14 protein-coding genes are annotated in these 13,398 nt (G+C 58.1%); 7 read left to right on the forward strand and 7 right to left on the reverse strand.

Annotated features, from left to right (window positions below):
• Positions 1-118 precede the first annotated feature (118 nt).
• The 5 genes from rpsA (at position 119) to trpB (ending at position 4,820) form a co-directional block, all read left to right on the forward strand.
• On the forward strand, positions 119-1,798 hold the full coding sequence (rpsA, locus tag NIT7645_RS12610; protein WP_008562265.1) for a 30S ribosomal protein S1: 1,680 nt from the start codon (positions 119-121) through the stop codon (positions 1,796-1,798).
• Between the two features lie 333 nt (positions 1,799-2,131).
• On the forward strand, positions 2,132-2,416 hold the full coding sequence (gene ihfB / locus NIT7645_RS12615) for an integration host factor subunit beta (protein ID WP_008560927.1): 285 nt from the start codon (positions 2,132-2,134) through the stop codon (positions 2,414-2,416).
• A complete protein-coding gene (locus tag NIT7645_RS12620; protein WP_008561668.1) occupies positions 2,416-2,766 on the forward strand; it encodes a lipopolysaccharide assembly protein LapA domain-containing protein in 351 nt (116 codons plus the stop codon). Before ihfB ends, NIT7645_RS12620 begins: the two co-directional genes overlap by 1 nt.
• Positions 2,767-2,773: 7 nt before the next feature.
• Positions 2,774-3,427, forward strand: coding sequence for a phosphoribosylanthranilate isomerase (locus NIT7645_RS12625; protein ID WP_008562473.1), 654 nt, complete (start codon positions 2,774-2,776; stop codon positions 3,425-3,427).
• A gap of 136 nt (positions 3,428-3,563) precedes the next feature.
• On the forward strand, positions 3,564-4,820 hold the full coding sequence (gene trpB, locus NIT7645_RS12630) for a tryptophan synthase subunit beta (protein WP_008562655.1): 1,257 nt from the start codon (positions 3,564-3,566) through the stop codon (positions 4,818-4,820).
• Positions 4,821-4,895: 75 nt separating this feature from the next.
• On the opposite strand, the gene NIT7645_RS12635 is transcribed toward trpB, so the two are convergent.
• The 7 genes from NIT7645_RS12635 to NIT7645_RS12665 form a co-directional block, all read right to left on the reverse strand.
• Complete coding sequence (locus NIT7645_RS12635) at positions 4,896-5,279, reverse strand: DUF2237 family protein (protein ID WP_046210671.1); 384 nt, start codon at positions 5,277-5,279, stop codon at positions 4,896-4,898.
• A 9-nt stretch (positions 5,280-5,288) separates the two neighbouring features.
• Positions 5,289-6,452 carry a serine hydrolase domain-containing protein gene (locus NIT7645_RS12640; RefSeq protein ID WP_008559504.1) on the reverse strand — a complete coding sequence of 388 codons (1,164 nt, stop codon included), beginning with the start codon at positions 6,450-6,452 and terminating at the stop codon, positions 5,289-5,291.
• Positions 6,453-6,528: 76 nt separating this feature from the next.
• Complete coding sequence (pth, locus tag NIT7645_RS12645) at positions 6,529-7,239, reverse strand: aminoacyl-tRNA hydrolase (protein ID WP_008560828.1); 711 nt, start codon at positions 7,237-7,239, stop codon at positions 6,529-6,531.
• Positions 7,240-7,381: 142 nt separating this feature from the next.
• On the reverse strand, positions 7,382-8,005 hold the full coding sequence (locus tag NIT7645_RS12650) for a 50S ribosomal protein L25/general stress protein Ctc (protein WP_037302557.1): 624 nt from the start codon (positions 8,003-8,005) through the stop codon (positions 7,382-7,384).
• 178 nt (positions 8,006-8,183) lie between these two features.
• Positions 8,184-9,353, reverse strand: a complete 1,170-nt coding sequence (locus NIT7645_RS12655) for an alpha-hydroxy acid oxidase (RefSeq protein WP_050687212.1) — start codon at positions 9,351-9,353, stop codon at positions 8,184-8,186.
• A gap of 135 nt (positions 9,354-9,488) precedes the next feature.
• The gene (trpA, locus tag NIT7645_RS12660) at positions 9,489-10,280 is read right to left on the reverse strand and encodes a tryptophan synthase subunit alpha (RefSeq protein ID WP_037302962.1); all 792 of its coding nucleotides are present in this window, start codon (positions 10,278-10,280) and stop codon (positions 9,489-9,491) included.
• Positions 10,281-10,406: 126 nt separating this feature from the next.
• Positions 10,407-10,913, reverse strand: coding sequence for an acyloxyacyl hydrolase (locus NIT7645_RS12665; protein ID WP_008561417.1), 507 nt, complete (start codon positions 10,911-10,913; stop codon positions 10,407-10,409).
• A 280-nt stretch (positions 10,914-11,193) separates the two neighbouring features.
• Here NIT7645_RS12665 and ychF point away from each other — a divergent pair, with 280 nt between their 5' ends.
• Positions 11,194-12,291, forward strand: a complete 1,098-nt coding sequence (ychF, locus tag NIT7645_RS12670) for a redox-regulated ATPase YchF (RefSeq protein ID WP_008559412.1) — start codon at positions 11,194-11,196, stop codon at positions 12,289-12,291.
• Positions 12,292-12,446: 155 nt separating this feature from the next.
• On the forward strand, positions 12,447-13,367 hold the full coding sequence (locus NIT7645_RS12675) for a nucleoside hydrolase (protein ID WP_008558876.1): 921 nt from the start codon (positions 12,447-12,449) through the stop codon (positions 13,365-13,367).
• Positions 13,368-13,398: the final 31 nt, after the last annotated feature.

The following is a 13,398-nucleotide window of genomic DNA, read 5'->3' on the forward strand; positions in this document are numbered from 1 at the left end:
TTTGTGTTTGTCTGATCAGACCGGCATGTGCTGCGCCCCATACGGACCAATCTTCAAGACCGGCGGAGACAACCGCCCGGCCAGATAAAACCGATTTGTAAAGGAAACCTGAGACCTCATGGCTCAAAACACATCGATGGAGGAATTCGAAGCCCTCCTGAACGAAAGCTTCGAAATGGACACCCCCGAAGAGGGTTCCGTTGTTAAAGGCAAGGTCATCGCAATCGAAGCAGGCCAGGCCATCATCGACGTAGGCTACAAAATGGAAGGCCGCGTCGAGCTGAAAGAATTCGCAAACCCTGGCGAAGCTCCCGAAATCTCTGTTGGCGACGAAGTAGAAGTCTACCTGCGCGCAGCTGAGAACGCCCGTGGCGAAGCTGTCATCTCCCGCGAGATGGCGCGCCGCGAAGAAGCATGGGATCGCCTGGAAAAAGCATACGCAGACGACCAGCGCGTCGAAGGTGCTATCTTCGGTCGTGTCAAAGGCGGCTTCACCGTCGACCTGGGCGGCGCTGTTGCATTCCTGCCCGGCTCGCAGGTTGACGTGCGCCCCGTGCGCGACGCTGGCCCGCTGATGGGTCTGAAGCAGCCGTTCCAGATCCTGAAGATGGACCGTCGTCGTGGCAACATCGTTGTGTCCCGCCGTGCGATCCTCGAAGAGTCCCGCGCCGAGCAGCGCGCCGAAGTCATCGGCAACCTGTCCGAAGGCCAGGCAGTGGACGGTGTCGTCAAGAACATCACCGAATACGGTGCGTTTGTTGACCTCGGCGGCGTTGACGGCCTGCTGCACGTCACCGACATGGCATGGCGCCGTGTGAACCACCCGTCCGAGATCCTGTCCATTGGCGAAACCGTCAAGGTTCAGGTCATCAAGATCAACAAAGAGACTCACCGTATCTCCCTCGGCATGAAACAGCTGCAGGAAGATCCGTGGGATCTGGTTGGCGCCAAGTACCCGCTGTCCTCCGTGCACAAGGGTCGCGTCACCAACATCACCGATTACGGTGCATTTGTTGAGCTGGAGCCGGGCGTCGAAGGTCTGGTCCACGTCTCCGAAATGTCCTGGACCAAGAAAAACGTCCACCCGGGCAAAATCGTCTCCACTTCCCAGGAAGTCGACGTCATGGTTCTGGAAATCGATGGTGCCAAGCGCCGCGTTTCCCTGGGCCTCAAGCAGACCATGCGCAACCCGTGGGAAGTCTTTGCTGAGACCCACCCGGAAGGCACTCAGGTCGAAGGCGAAGTCAAGAACATCACCGAATTCGGTCTGTTCATCGGCCTCGACGGCGACATCGACGGCATGGTTCACCTGTCCGACCTGTCCTGGGACGAGCGTGGCGAAGATGCGATCCAGAACTACCGCAAAGGCGACATGGTTTCGGCCGTTGTCTCCGAAGTGGACGTCGAGAAAGAGCGTATCTCCCTGTCGATCAAAGCCCTGGGCGGCGACAAGTTCGCTGAAGCCGTCGGCGGCGTGAAGCGTGGTTCCGTGATCACCGTTGAAGTGACCGCGATCGAAGACGGTGGCATCGAAGTGGAATACGAAGGCATGAAGTCCTTCATCCGCCGCTCCGACCTGTCCCGTGACCGCGCAGAGCAGCGCCCTGAGCGTTTCTCGGTTGGCGACAAGGTCGACGTTCGCGTCACCAACGTCGACTCCAAGACCCGCCGTCTGGGCCTGTCCATCAAGGCACGCGAAATCGCGGAAGAAAAAGAAGCCGTCGAACAGTATGGCTCCTCCGATTCCGGCGCGTCCCTGGGCGACATCCTGGGCGCAGCACTGAAGTCCGGCGACTGATTTCAGTAGCCGCTACAGGCTGAAAAATCTGGAACGGCCTCGCATCCTGTGCGGGGCCGTTTCCTTTTGCCGCAGTGCCTGATTTCGCAGAGGTGCGGGCATTCGTTAATGAACTGGCTGCGAATCAAGTTGCCACATGTGTGGCCGTGCAATCGCCTTTTGCGGGGAAACCTATGAATGTTTCTGCTTGGCGCTGCGCGGAATCAGCCTAATCTTAGGCAATCGCTAGCTAATTCGCGGGCGCGTCCGGTATCAATTGGTGACGGTTTCCGGAATTGTTCCTATAGTTGGTGCATATAAACTTCGCCTAAATTGGCTTGGGAGGGCCTGGACATGATCCGTTCGGAATTGATCCAGAAGATTGCAGACGAAAACCCGCACCTGTATCAGCGTGACGTGGAGAGGATCGTTAACACGGTGTTCGAGGAAGTGACTGACGCAATGGCGCGTGGTGACCGGGTTGAGCTGCGAGGCTTTGGAGCCTTTTCGGTGAAACAACGGGATGCGCGGGTTGGTCGCAATCCCCGCACCGGTGAAACGGTCCATGTTGAAGAAAAACATGTGCCGTTCTTCAAGACTGGGAAGCTCTTGCGGGACCGCCTGAACGGAAAAGCTTGATGCGCTACATTCGCTACGCCTGTCTCGGTGTCATTGCGATCGCTCTTATCTCGGTTTCGCTTGCGAACCGTGGGCTGGTCGAACTGAAACTTCTGCCAGCGGCTCTGGCCGAACTGATCGGCTACAACTTCCAGATTGAACTGCCACTTTTTGTTGTGGTGCTGGGTGGTATTGCCGCTGGTCTGGTCATTGGTTTCATCATCGAGTGGCTGCGCGAACACAAACACCGTCGCGAAGCGGATCAAAAAGCCCGTGAGGCCCGCAAACTGTCGCGTGAAGTCTCGCGCCTCAAGAAGCAGAAGAACGAAGGCAAGGACGAGGTCCTCGCCCTTCTGGACGAGGCGAGCTGAGCCAGTCATGCAGGACATTCGGGTCAAGATCTGCGGGCTGAAAACCCCGCAGGACATCGCGGCTGCCGCCGAGGCAGGCGCGGCATACATCGGGTTCAACTTTTTTGCCAAATCCCCACGGTCGGTCACCCCCCAGGAGGCCGCTGCCTTGGCGGTCGAGGCGCCCATTGGCATGTGCAAGGTCGCATTGGTGGTCAATGCAGATGACGCCATGCTTGATGAAATCACCAGTGTTGTTCCCTTGGATATGATCCAACTGCACGGCCAGGAAACCCCGGAACGTGTAGCAGAGGTCAAGGCACGCTACGGCTTGCCTGTGATGAAGGTTTTGGGTGTCTCGTCGCTTGAGGACGTCCAGCGCATCGATGCATACGAAGGCGTCGCGGATCAAATTCTGGTTGATGCCAAGGCGCCCAAGGACGCGGTGCTGCCGGGCGGCAATGGGGTTGCCTTCGACTGGCGTCTGCTGGCGCAGAAGAAATACTGGCGCGCCCCGTGGATGCTGGCTGGCGGTTTGAATCCGGAAAATGTAGCCGAGGCCATTCGGGTCACCGGCGCACGTCAGGTTGATGTCGCTTCTGGCGTCGAGAGCGCGCCGGGCGAAAAGGATCCGGCTCGGATCAAGTCGTTTTGCGAGGCTGCAAACGCACCGCGCCGTTGACCCCTGCTGTCCTGCGCGGCGACGGGTCGGCTCAGCCGCGATAATCAGTCCCAAATCATAGAAACCTCTCCGCGTCCCTTTACCCGACGCGGGGGGCGCTATACTCATATCGGGCGCCGCGAAGAAGGAATGAACCATGGCCGAAGATCTATTCAACAGCTTTATGAATGGCCCCGATGAACAGGGCCGGTTTGGTATTTTTGGTGGGCGGTTTGTCAGCGAGACTTTGATGCCGCTGATTCTCAGCCTGGAAGAGGAATACGATCGCGCCAAGGATGACCCGACCTTCTGGGCAGAGATGGATGATCTGTGGAAACACTACGTCGGTCGTCCCAGCCCGCTTTACTTTGCGGAGCGCCTGACCAACCACCTTGGCGGTGCCAAGATCTATCTCAAGCGGGATGAACTGAACCATACAGGCGCCCACAAGGTGAACAACGTGTTGGGCCAGATCCTGCTGGCACGCCGCATGGGCAAGACCCGTATCATCGCGGAGACCGGCGCGGGGCAGCATGGTGTTGCGACAGCAACTGTCTGCGCCAAATTCGGACTTAAATGCGTGGTCTACATGGGGGCGCACGATGTGAAGCGTCAGGCCCCCAATGTGTTCCGGATGCGGCTTCTCGGGGCCGAGGTCATCCCGGTCACCTCTGGTCGTGGTACGCTGAAGGACGCGATGAACGATGCGTTGCGGGATTGGGTGACCAATGTCCATGACACCTTCTACTGCATCGGTACGGTTGCCGGTCCTCACCCCTATCCGGCGATGGTGCGGGATTTCCAGTCGATCATCGGCAAGGAAGTCCGCTGGCAGCTGGCAGAGCAGGAAGGCGAAGGACGCCTGCCGGATACCGTCATCGCAGCGATTGGCGGCGGATCCAACGCGATGGGCCTGTTCTACCCGTTCCTGGATGACAAATCTGTCAATATCATCGGCGTCGAAGCAGGTGGTAAAGGGGTTGATGAGAAGATGCAGCATTGCGCGTCTCTGACCGGTGGGCGCCCCGGTGTGCTGCATGGCAACCGCACCTATCTGTTGCAGGATGACGATGGTCAGATCCTTGAAGGTTTCTCTATCTCTGCGGGGCTGGATTATCCGGGTATCGGGCCTGAACATGCATGGCTGCATGACATTGGCCGGGCGGAGTATGTGTCCATCACCGACCGTGAGGCACTGGAAGCGTTCCAGCTATCCTGTGCAATGGAAGGCATTATCCCGGCTCTGGAGCCGAGCCACGCGCTGGCACATGTGATGAAGATCGCTCCTGATCTGCCGAAGGACCATATCATCGTGATGAACATGTGTGGGCGTGGCGACAAAGACATCTTTACCGTGGCCCGTCACCTTGGGTTTGACATGTCCGACACAGAAGAAGGGCGCGACACCGACTGATTGGTCGATGCATGCCAAAGGAAAAGGCGCCGCATATGCTGGCGCCTTTTTTCGTTTGGACGTGATCTTTCAGGGTCAGTCGGTGGCCGGGTCGCTTGCATGTTGTTCGAGGATATGAAGCGGCACGATATCCAGTGCTTTGATATGGGTCGCGCTCAGCTTGACCTTTGGGGCGCAGCCTTCGTCTGCGGCCTGCAGGAACCGTCCGGCGCACAGGCACCAGCTGTCGCCTGCCTTCAGTCCGGCAAAGCCGAATTCTGGCCTTGGGGTCGACAGATCATTTCCGACATATTTGGAAAAGGCGAGAAACTCGTCGGTCATGACAGCGCAGACTGTGTGACTGCCCTGATCCTGGGCGCAGGTGTTACAATGGCCGTCCCGAAAGTACCCGGTCATCGGCTCTGTCGAACAGGGGGCCAAGGCGCCCCCCTTCACATTCACGCTTGCGTCTTTTTCCATCGCTTTACCCTAAAGTGACTTGGCCAGTGTTCTCAGCATTCTGACATTCTGCCGGGAGACACCTGATTCACGAAAGGCGCGGTCTGCCGCAGTCACCACGATCACGACATTTCGGCCCTGATGGATATAAATATATTGCCCATAGACGCCCCTGGCCAGAAATTCACCGGGCTCTGCGTTCCTTGGGATCCACCATTGGTAACCATAGCCGGTCTTGCCCGGTTCTGTTGGTGCAGTAGGGCGGGTAGAGCGTGCAACCCAAAGGCGCGGGACGATCTGCTTGCGGCCATATCGCCCGTTCTGCGCCATCATCAATCCAAAGCGCGCGAAATCCCGGGTCATCTGATTGATGCCACCAAGGACAAACGCGACCCCCGCACCATCCGTCAGGTAGTAACCGGCTTTCTCAAGGCCCAGATGGTAGAGGATCCTTTCAGAGAGCAGCTCTGGCACCGAACGACCGGTCGCGCCCCGGATAACCATGCCCAAGACGTGGGTGTCGATTGACACATATTGCCAGATCTCGCCTGGCGCAGCGATTGTGCCTTTCAGCTCTGCGGCAAAATCGTCCAGCGTCCCGCCAAGGGCAAGGGTCCGGCCCATCCGATTGATATCGGAATCATAGTCCAGATAGTCTTCATCAAACTCGACCCCGCTGGCCATGTTCAGCACATTGCGGATTGTCGCCGTTTCATACGCAGATCCGCGCAAGGAGGGGGCGTATGTCACCACCTTCTCGTCAAGTGAGGCGATGGCCCCCTCGTCCAAAAGAATACCAAAGAGGGCGGAGAGGTAGCTCTTTGCCATGGACCACGAGATGCGCAGATCGGTCTCTGCGGTGCCCTTGTGATAGCTCTCGTGCCGGATCTGTCCGTTTTTCATAACCAGCAGCGAAGTAACGGATCGTTCTTCCATCCACTCCTGCACGCCGCTTGGCAGCGTCATTTCTACCCCGCGCGGCAACTCGCTCGGCTCTTGCGGGCCGCGATCCAGCGGGGTGGTCAGAAAGGCGTCTCCCATATGAGAGAAGTTGTGAACGATCGTGTCTTTGTCAAAAAGGGTGTTCACCGCGATCAGCCGGGCGATGGTCTCTCGTTTGTAGAGAGCCACCGACGCGGCGCAGACCAATGTCGTCAAAACGAAAATAGACGTAATACGTAGCCACTTGGGCATAAAATCCTCCTGCAATATGCTGATCCTAGTCAGCTGGAGGGGCAGCGCGCAAAGGCGACGCCGCGGCACCATGACATCACTTGAATTTGTCGAGCAGCTTTTCCATCGGGGAGCGCGTGTCCTCTGCCTGGGCTTCGCTCGGTGCGGCTTTTTGCACAGCCTGGGGGCTCTGCGTGTCGCCCTTGTTCTTGGCCTTGGCTTGACCGGTGGAGCTGCGGGGCGGAGCGACGCGAAGGGCAACCGCATTCATGAACTTGCCTCCGTCCCCCTTGGCGAGCGAGGCCGCACCGTCCGAAATCCCGCGTAGAAGGTCGTCGAGCCAGACTTCATCCGCCTTGGCAAAATCGCGCAACACATAGCCCGCAACCGCATCCTTATGGCCCGGATGGCCGATGCCCAGGCGGACCCGCCCGTAATCTGCACCGATATGGGAGTGAATGGAGCGCAGACCATTGTGACCTGCGTGGCCGCCTCCTTGTTTGACGCGGGCTTTTCCGGGGGCCAGATCAAGTTCGTCGTGCAGAACGATCACGTCGGCCGGAGTGAGCTTGTAAAAGCGCATCGCTTCTCCGACCGATTGACCGGACAGGTTCATGAAGGTCTGCGGCTTGAGCAGCAGGACTTTTTCGCCGCCCAGAACGCCCTCGCTCAGCTGAGCCTGAAACTTGCTCTTCCACGGGGAAAAACCGTGGTCATCCGCAATCTGATCAAGTGCCATAAAGCCGATGTTGTGGCGATTGCCTGCATATTTCGCGCCCGGGTTCCCGAGCCCTACAAAGAGTTTCATGGTCTGGCGTTGTCCTGCATCTGAGCTCTCTTTTTTCTACTGAGCCCTCGCACAGAGCGCAACAAGCGGCGGGGCGGGATGGCAAACGAAAAACGGGCCCCGAAGGACCCGTTTCCCAGAACAACCCAAATGGGCGGTGTTCTTATTCTTCTGCAGCTTCTTCGCCGCCTTCTTCTTCGCTCTCAGCGGACTTGAGGCCGGACGGAGCGGAGATGTTGGCAACAACGAAGTCACGGTCGATGGTCGGCTTGGCGCCTTCCGGCATGGTGACCGAAGAGATGGTGACGGTGTCGCCGATGTTCAGGCCGGTCAGGTCAACAACCAGCTTCTCGGGGATGTCACCTGCGGTCACAACCAGCTCGACTTCCGGACGAACGGCAGTCAGAACGCCGCCGCGCTTGATGCCCGGTGCAGCTTCTTCGTTGATGAACTCAACGGGAACGAACAGGTTCACTTTCGAGGTGCGGCGCAGGCGCATCAGGTCGAAGTGAGTCGGCAGGTCTTTTACAACGTCACGCTGAACGTCGCGGCAGATGACGCGGACGTCTTCCTGGCCTTCCACTTTCAGGTTCCACAGGGTGGACTTGAAACGACCAGCTTTCAGCTTTTTCAGCAGTTCGTTGAAGGGGATCTGGATCGACATCGGTTCCGCGTCGCCACCAAATACAACCCCAGGAACCATGCCAGCACGACGTGCTGCACGAGCGGCGCCCTTGCCCGACCCCGTACGTTCCTGGCAAACAAGATCAGGAATCTGACCAGCCATGATAATTCTCCAATATGATAGGGGGGTGCCTCCAAGGCTGTCACCCCGCGTGAAGCCGTGCGCATAGACCGGATTGGCCAAGTTTGCAACCCGCAAACAGGTAATCGGTCAGGCCGGAGAGGGATCAGCGCCGCGAAAACCACGCTGGCCCTCAATTCTGGCCCGTCTGGGCCTGTCGTCAGTCGGCCATCCAGCGACCGCCGAAGTCTTCGGGAATCAGCAGATTGTGACGCCCCAGACCGTGTACCGTCTTTTCTCCACACAGAGCCATCGTCGTATCGAGCTCCTTGTGGAGAACCTCCAGGGCCTTTGTCACACCCGCCTGACCCATCGCGCCAAGACCGTAGACAAACGCGCGTCCGATCATGGTGCCCTTTGCGCCAAGAGCGATGGCCTTCAGGATGTCTTGACCAGAGCGGATACCGCTGTCCAGGTGGACTTCCACCTGATCGCCAACTGCATCCATGATGGCAGGCAGCATCTGGATGGAACTCAGCGCACCGTCCAACTGGCGCCCGCCGTGGTTTGAAACAACAATCGCGTCTGCCCCAACCTTTGCCGCCATCTTTGCATCCTCGACATCCAGGATACCCTTGAGGATCACCTTCCCGCCCCACATTTCCATGAGCTTCTCGATCTTGCCCCAGTCCAGTGAGGGATCAAACTGCTCTGCTGTCCAGGCGCCAAGGGACGATGCGTCAGAGATGCCATCCACATGTCCGACGATGTTGCCGAAATTACGACGCTTGGCTCCCAGAATCTCAATCCCCCAGGACCACTTCGTCATCAGATTGGCGATGGTTTTTGGGGTCAGCTTCGGCGGAGCAGAAAGGCCGTTTTTCAGATCCTTGTGCCGCTGCCCGAGGATCTGCAGGTCGAGGGTGATCACCAACGCAGAACAGCGTGCATCCTTGGCGCGTTGAATAAGACGGCGAACATAGTCTTCGTCCTTCATGGTGTAGAGCTGGAACCAGAATGGTTTTGTCGTTGCCTCGGCGACATCTTCGATAGAGTTGATTGACATCGTGGAGAGCGTGAACGGAACACCAAAGGCTTCGGCGGCGCGCGCGGCCTTGATCTCGCCGTCTGCGTGCTGCATCCCGGTCAACCCAACCGGAGCAAGTGCGACGGGCATGGTGACATCCTGGCCAATCATCTGTGTCGCTGTGCTGCGCCCTGCCATGTCCACGGCGACCCGTTGACGAAGCCGGATCTTCTCGAAATCGTTGGTGTTGTCGCGGAATGTCTGCTCTGTCCAGCTGCCGCTTTCGGCATAGTCGTAAAACATACGTGGTACGCGGCGTTCGTAAATGCGCTTGAGATCATCAATGTTGGTAATGACTGGCACGGCTCTGTCCTCGCCCTAAGTTGGTAATAAATTCTTACCAATCTTGTGCCGAAAGCGCAATCCAAGATACCGGGCAAGAAAAAAGGCCACACCCGGAGGGCGCGGCCTTTGGAAAACATGAATGATCACAAGGGATTAGGCGGAATGGGCGCCGTCCGACAGGGATTTGACGAAGCTCAGAACCTCGCCCACGGGTTTGCCTGCGCCGATTTGGCTCACGATGGCGGAGCCAACAACCGCACCATCCGCGACCGAGGCGATGCCTTTGGCCTTTTCCGGAGTGTTGATACCAAAACCCACGATCACAGGCAGATCGGTGCTTGCCTTGATGCGTGCCACTTCCGGACCGACGTTGGTGGCCTCGGCTTCGGCGGCACCTGTGATACCGGTGATGGAGACGTAGTACACAAAGCCAGACGTATTCTGCAAAACGCGAGGCAGGCGTTTGTCATCGGTGGTCGGTGTCGCCAGTCGGATAAAGTTCAGACCTGCTTCCTGAGCGGGAATACACAGTTCGCTGTCTTCTTCTGGCGGAAGGTCGACCACGATCAGACCATCAATACCTGCATCCTTCGCATCCTTGAGGAAGGTCTCAACGCCGCGGCTGTAGATCGGGTTGTAATATCCCATCAGGACGATTGGCGTAGTGTTGTCTTCCTCACGGAAGGCCCGCGCCAGATCGAGCGTACGTTGAAGCGTCATCCCGGCTTCCAGGGCGCGCTGGCCTGCGAGCTGGATGGTCGGGCCGTCGGCCATCGGATCGGTAAAGGGCAGGCCCAGCTCGATCACATCCACACCAGCTGCCGGCAGGCCCTTGACCAGCTCGAGAGAGGTGTCGAAATCTGGATCCCCGGCCATGACATAGGCAACAAATGCCTTTTTGTTGGCAGCTTTCAGGTCGGCGAATTTGGCGTCAATGCGGGTCATGATCGGGCCTTTTGCAAGTGTCTGCCCCGGTGTGCCGAATGTTTTCCCAGAAATCAATCCCGTGCACAGACAAGCCTAACCATATTGTGCCTGCCGAAAGCAGCGCGACCTTCGGCAGGGGGGCTGTTACAACGGCGCGTGCCAGCGCAGCAGCAGCTGATTGACGCCGGGATTGGTGTCTGCGGTGGAAGCGTTCGATTTATGGGACAGGGCCAGCGAAATGGCCCGTCCGCTTGCGAATGTCTTTCCCACGGCAAGAGAGCTGCGGATCTCAAAAGTTGAGCCCAGATCGTTCAGATCCACATTTTCAGAGTATGCGCCCGGCATCACGCTGGTTTCGATGAACCAACCTCGCTGTAGGTGCCATGTCCCGACGACACCGGCCCCGACAAATGCGTCCCCCGTGGTATGCACATCGAGTGCCGCACCAAAGGCTGCATCAAAGCTGCCGCGCTCCCAGAACGGGCTGTGCTGATACTCTAGCGACAATACCGCACTGTCTTCGGCCCCTTCGCGAGAGAAGCTTGTGTATCCGGCCCCAAGGACCAGTTCCTGCGCAGCTGCAGGCAAGGCGGCCGCAGTGGAAAGGGTGAGGGCGAGAGCGGTGGCCTTTGTGGCCGAAGTAAAGGTCATGGTCGTTAATCTCGTCTCGGTTGCGAACTATCGGTTTGGGTAGAATGATCTGTCTATTTCGTTGTTGTGTCCAGTGCCTGTCGTTGAACTGGGATCACGATCACGGGATAACAATGCTCAACAGGTGAAATGGTTGCATTTTTGCAGCCCTTTGTGCCGCAAAATGATGCAAATCGAGCAATGGCTGAATTGTGCGGGCAGGGCGGTTGAGGCGATGGCCGCTTGCGTCACCGTCAATTGCTGCCTAGAAGCGGCTCCCAAGTGGCATCAGGAGGCCGAAATGGGCTTTAAAATGGGAATCGTGGGTCTGCCGAACGTCGGCAAGTCGACCCTGTTCAACGCATTGACCAAAACCGCATCGGCGCAGGCGGCGAACTTTCCGTTTTGCACGATTGAACCCAATGTGGGTGAGGTCGGCGTTCCCGACCCGCGTCTGGACAAATTGGCGGCGATTGCAGGCTCCAAACAGATCATCCCCACCCGGATGACGTTTGTTGACATTGCAGGCCTCGTCAAAGGCGCGTCCAAAGGTGAAGGTCTGGGGAACCAGTTTCTTGCCAATATCCGCGAAGTCGACGCAATCGCGCATGTTCTGCGTTGCTTCGAAGATGGCGATGTGACCCACGTCGAAGGCCGTGTTGACCCGGTTGCTGACGCAGAAACCATCGAAACCGAGCTGATGCTGGCCGATCTGGAGAGCATTGAGAAACGGCGTGCGAACCTTGTGCGCAAGCTGAAGGGCAACGACAAGGAAGCGCAGCAACAGGATCGCCTGCTGGCAACGGCACAGGACATGTTGGAAAGCGGTAAGCCCGCCCGCCTGGTCGAGGTTGACGCAGAAGACGCCAAAGCCTGGAAAATGCTGCAGCTGCTGACCACCAAACCCGTTCTTTATGTCTGCAACGTCGGCGAATCCGAATCTGTCGACGGCAACGAACATTCCGCCAAGGTAGCGGACATGGCAACAGCCCAAGGCAACGCTCATGTGATTATCTCGGCGCAGATCGAAGAAGAAATCAGCCAGCTGGAGCCCGAAGAGGCTGAGATGTTCCTCAGTGAGATGGGTCTCGCCGAGGCGGGTCTCGATCGTCTGATCCGGGCCGGCTACGAACTGTTGAAACTGGAAACCTACTTCACCGTGGGCCCCAAGGAGGCGCGCGCCTGGACCATCCGGACCGGGACAGCTGCTCCGCAGGCGGCAGGCGTGATCCACGGCGACTTTGAAAAGGGGTTCATCCGCGCAGAAACAATCGCTTATGACGATTATATCGCAGCCAACGGAGAGCAGGGCGCCAAGGAAGCGGGCAAGATGCGGGCCGAGGGCAAGAGCTATATCGTCAAAGATGGCGACGTCCTGCACTTCCTCTTCAACACCTGATTTTTCAGCCGTCTGAGACACGACATGATGCCCGCCCTCGCAAGACGGCGGGCATTTTCTTGATACAGCTGTCGGATATTCCTGAAAGCGCCGGACTTGAGTTGCCGCTAACGGAAATGCTAAACCCCCACGATTAATCAGTCGGAAGGATAAAAATGACAAAGCTGATCATCGACACAGATCCCGGCATCGACGATGCAATGGCGATTTTCTACGCGGCCGCGGCCCCGGATATCGACCTGCTCGGGCTCACCACAATCTTTGGCAACGTGACCACCAAGACCGCCACGCGCAACGCCCTGCGTCTGCTCGAAGCTGCAGGTCTGGATCTGCCGGTTGCCCATGGTGCCGAGGCGCCGCTGGTTCTGCCGCCGTTCACCCCCTCTGCCCATGTTCACGGCGATGAGGGTTTTGGCGATATTCCGGCTGCAACTCCCAAGGGCAAGCCGGTGGAGGAAGACGCAGCTGATTTTCTGATCCGCATGGCACGAGAGCACAAGGGAGAGCTGGTCCTGTGCCCGATTGGCCCGCTGACCAATATCGCCATTGCGATCCAGCGGGACCCGGAGTTTGCCCAAAACGTCAAACGGATCGTCATCATGGGCGGCTCGCTGGAAGAGGGCGGCAACATCACCCCCCACGCCGAAGCCAACATCTATCATGATCCCCACGCGGCAGAGGTACTGTTTGCCTCCGGTGCGCGGGTCGAAATGGTTGGCCTGGACGTGACACACCGCATCCTGTGCACCAAGGATGATTTCTCCGGCATCGCAGCGTCCTCGCCGCAACTGGGTGGTATGCTGCAGGAAATGTCAGTGTTCTATCTGCATTTCTACGAAACCGTGGGTAAGTTCGACGGCTGTTCCCTGCATGACCCGGCGGCCGTGATCGCCTGCACCCATCCAGAGTTGTTCACCGCCCGTTCAGTGCCAATGGAAGTCTCCTGTGAGGGCGACACATCTGGCGAAACCCGCCTGTCCAGCGAAGAGGGCCGCAAGCCGATCGACGTTTATATGGCCGTTGACGCAGAAGCGGTAAAATCCCTGTTCCTCAAGCGGTTGGCGATCCTGCCCTGAACCTTTGACAGCCCGCATAGGGCTCGAAGGC

The sequence above is a fragment of the Phaeobacter italicus genome, from assembly GCF_001258055.1.
Taxonomy (GTDB): Bacteria; Pseudomonadota; Alphaproteobacteria; order Rhodobacterales; family Rhodobacteraceae; genus Phaeobacter; species Phaeobacter italicus.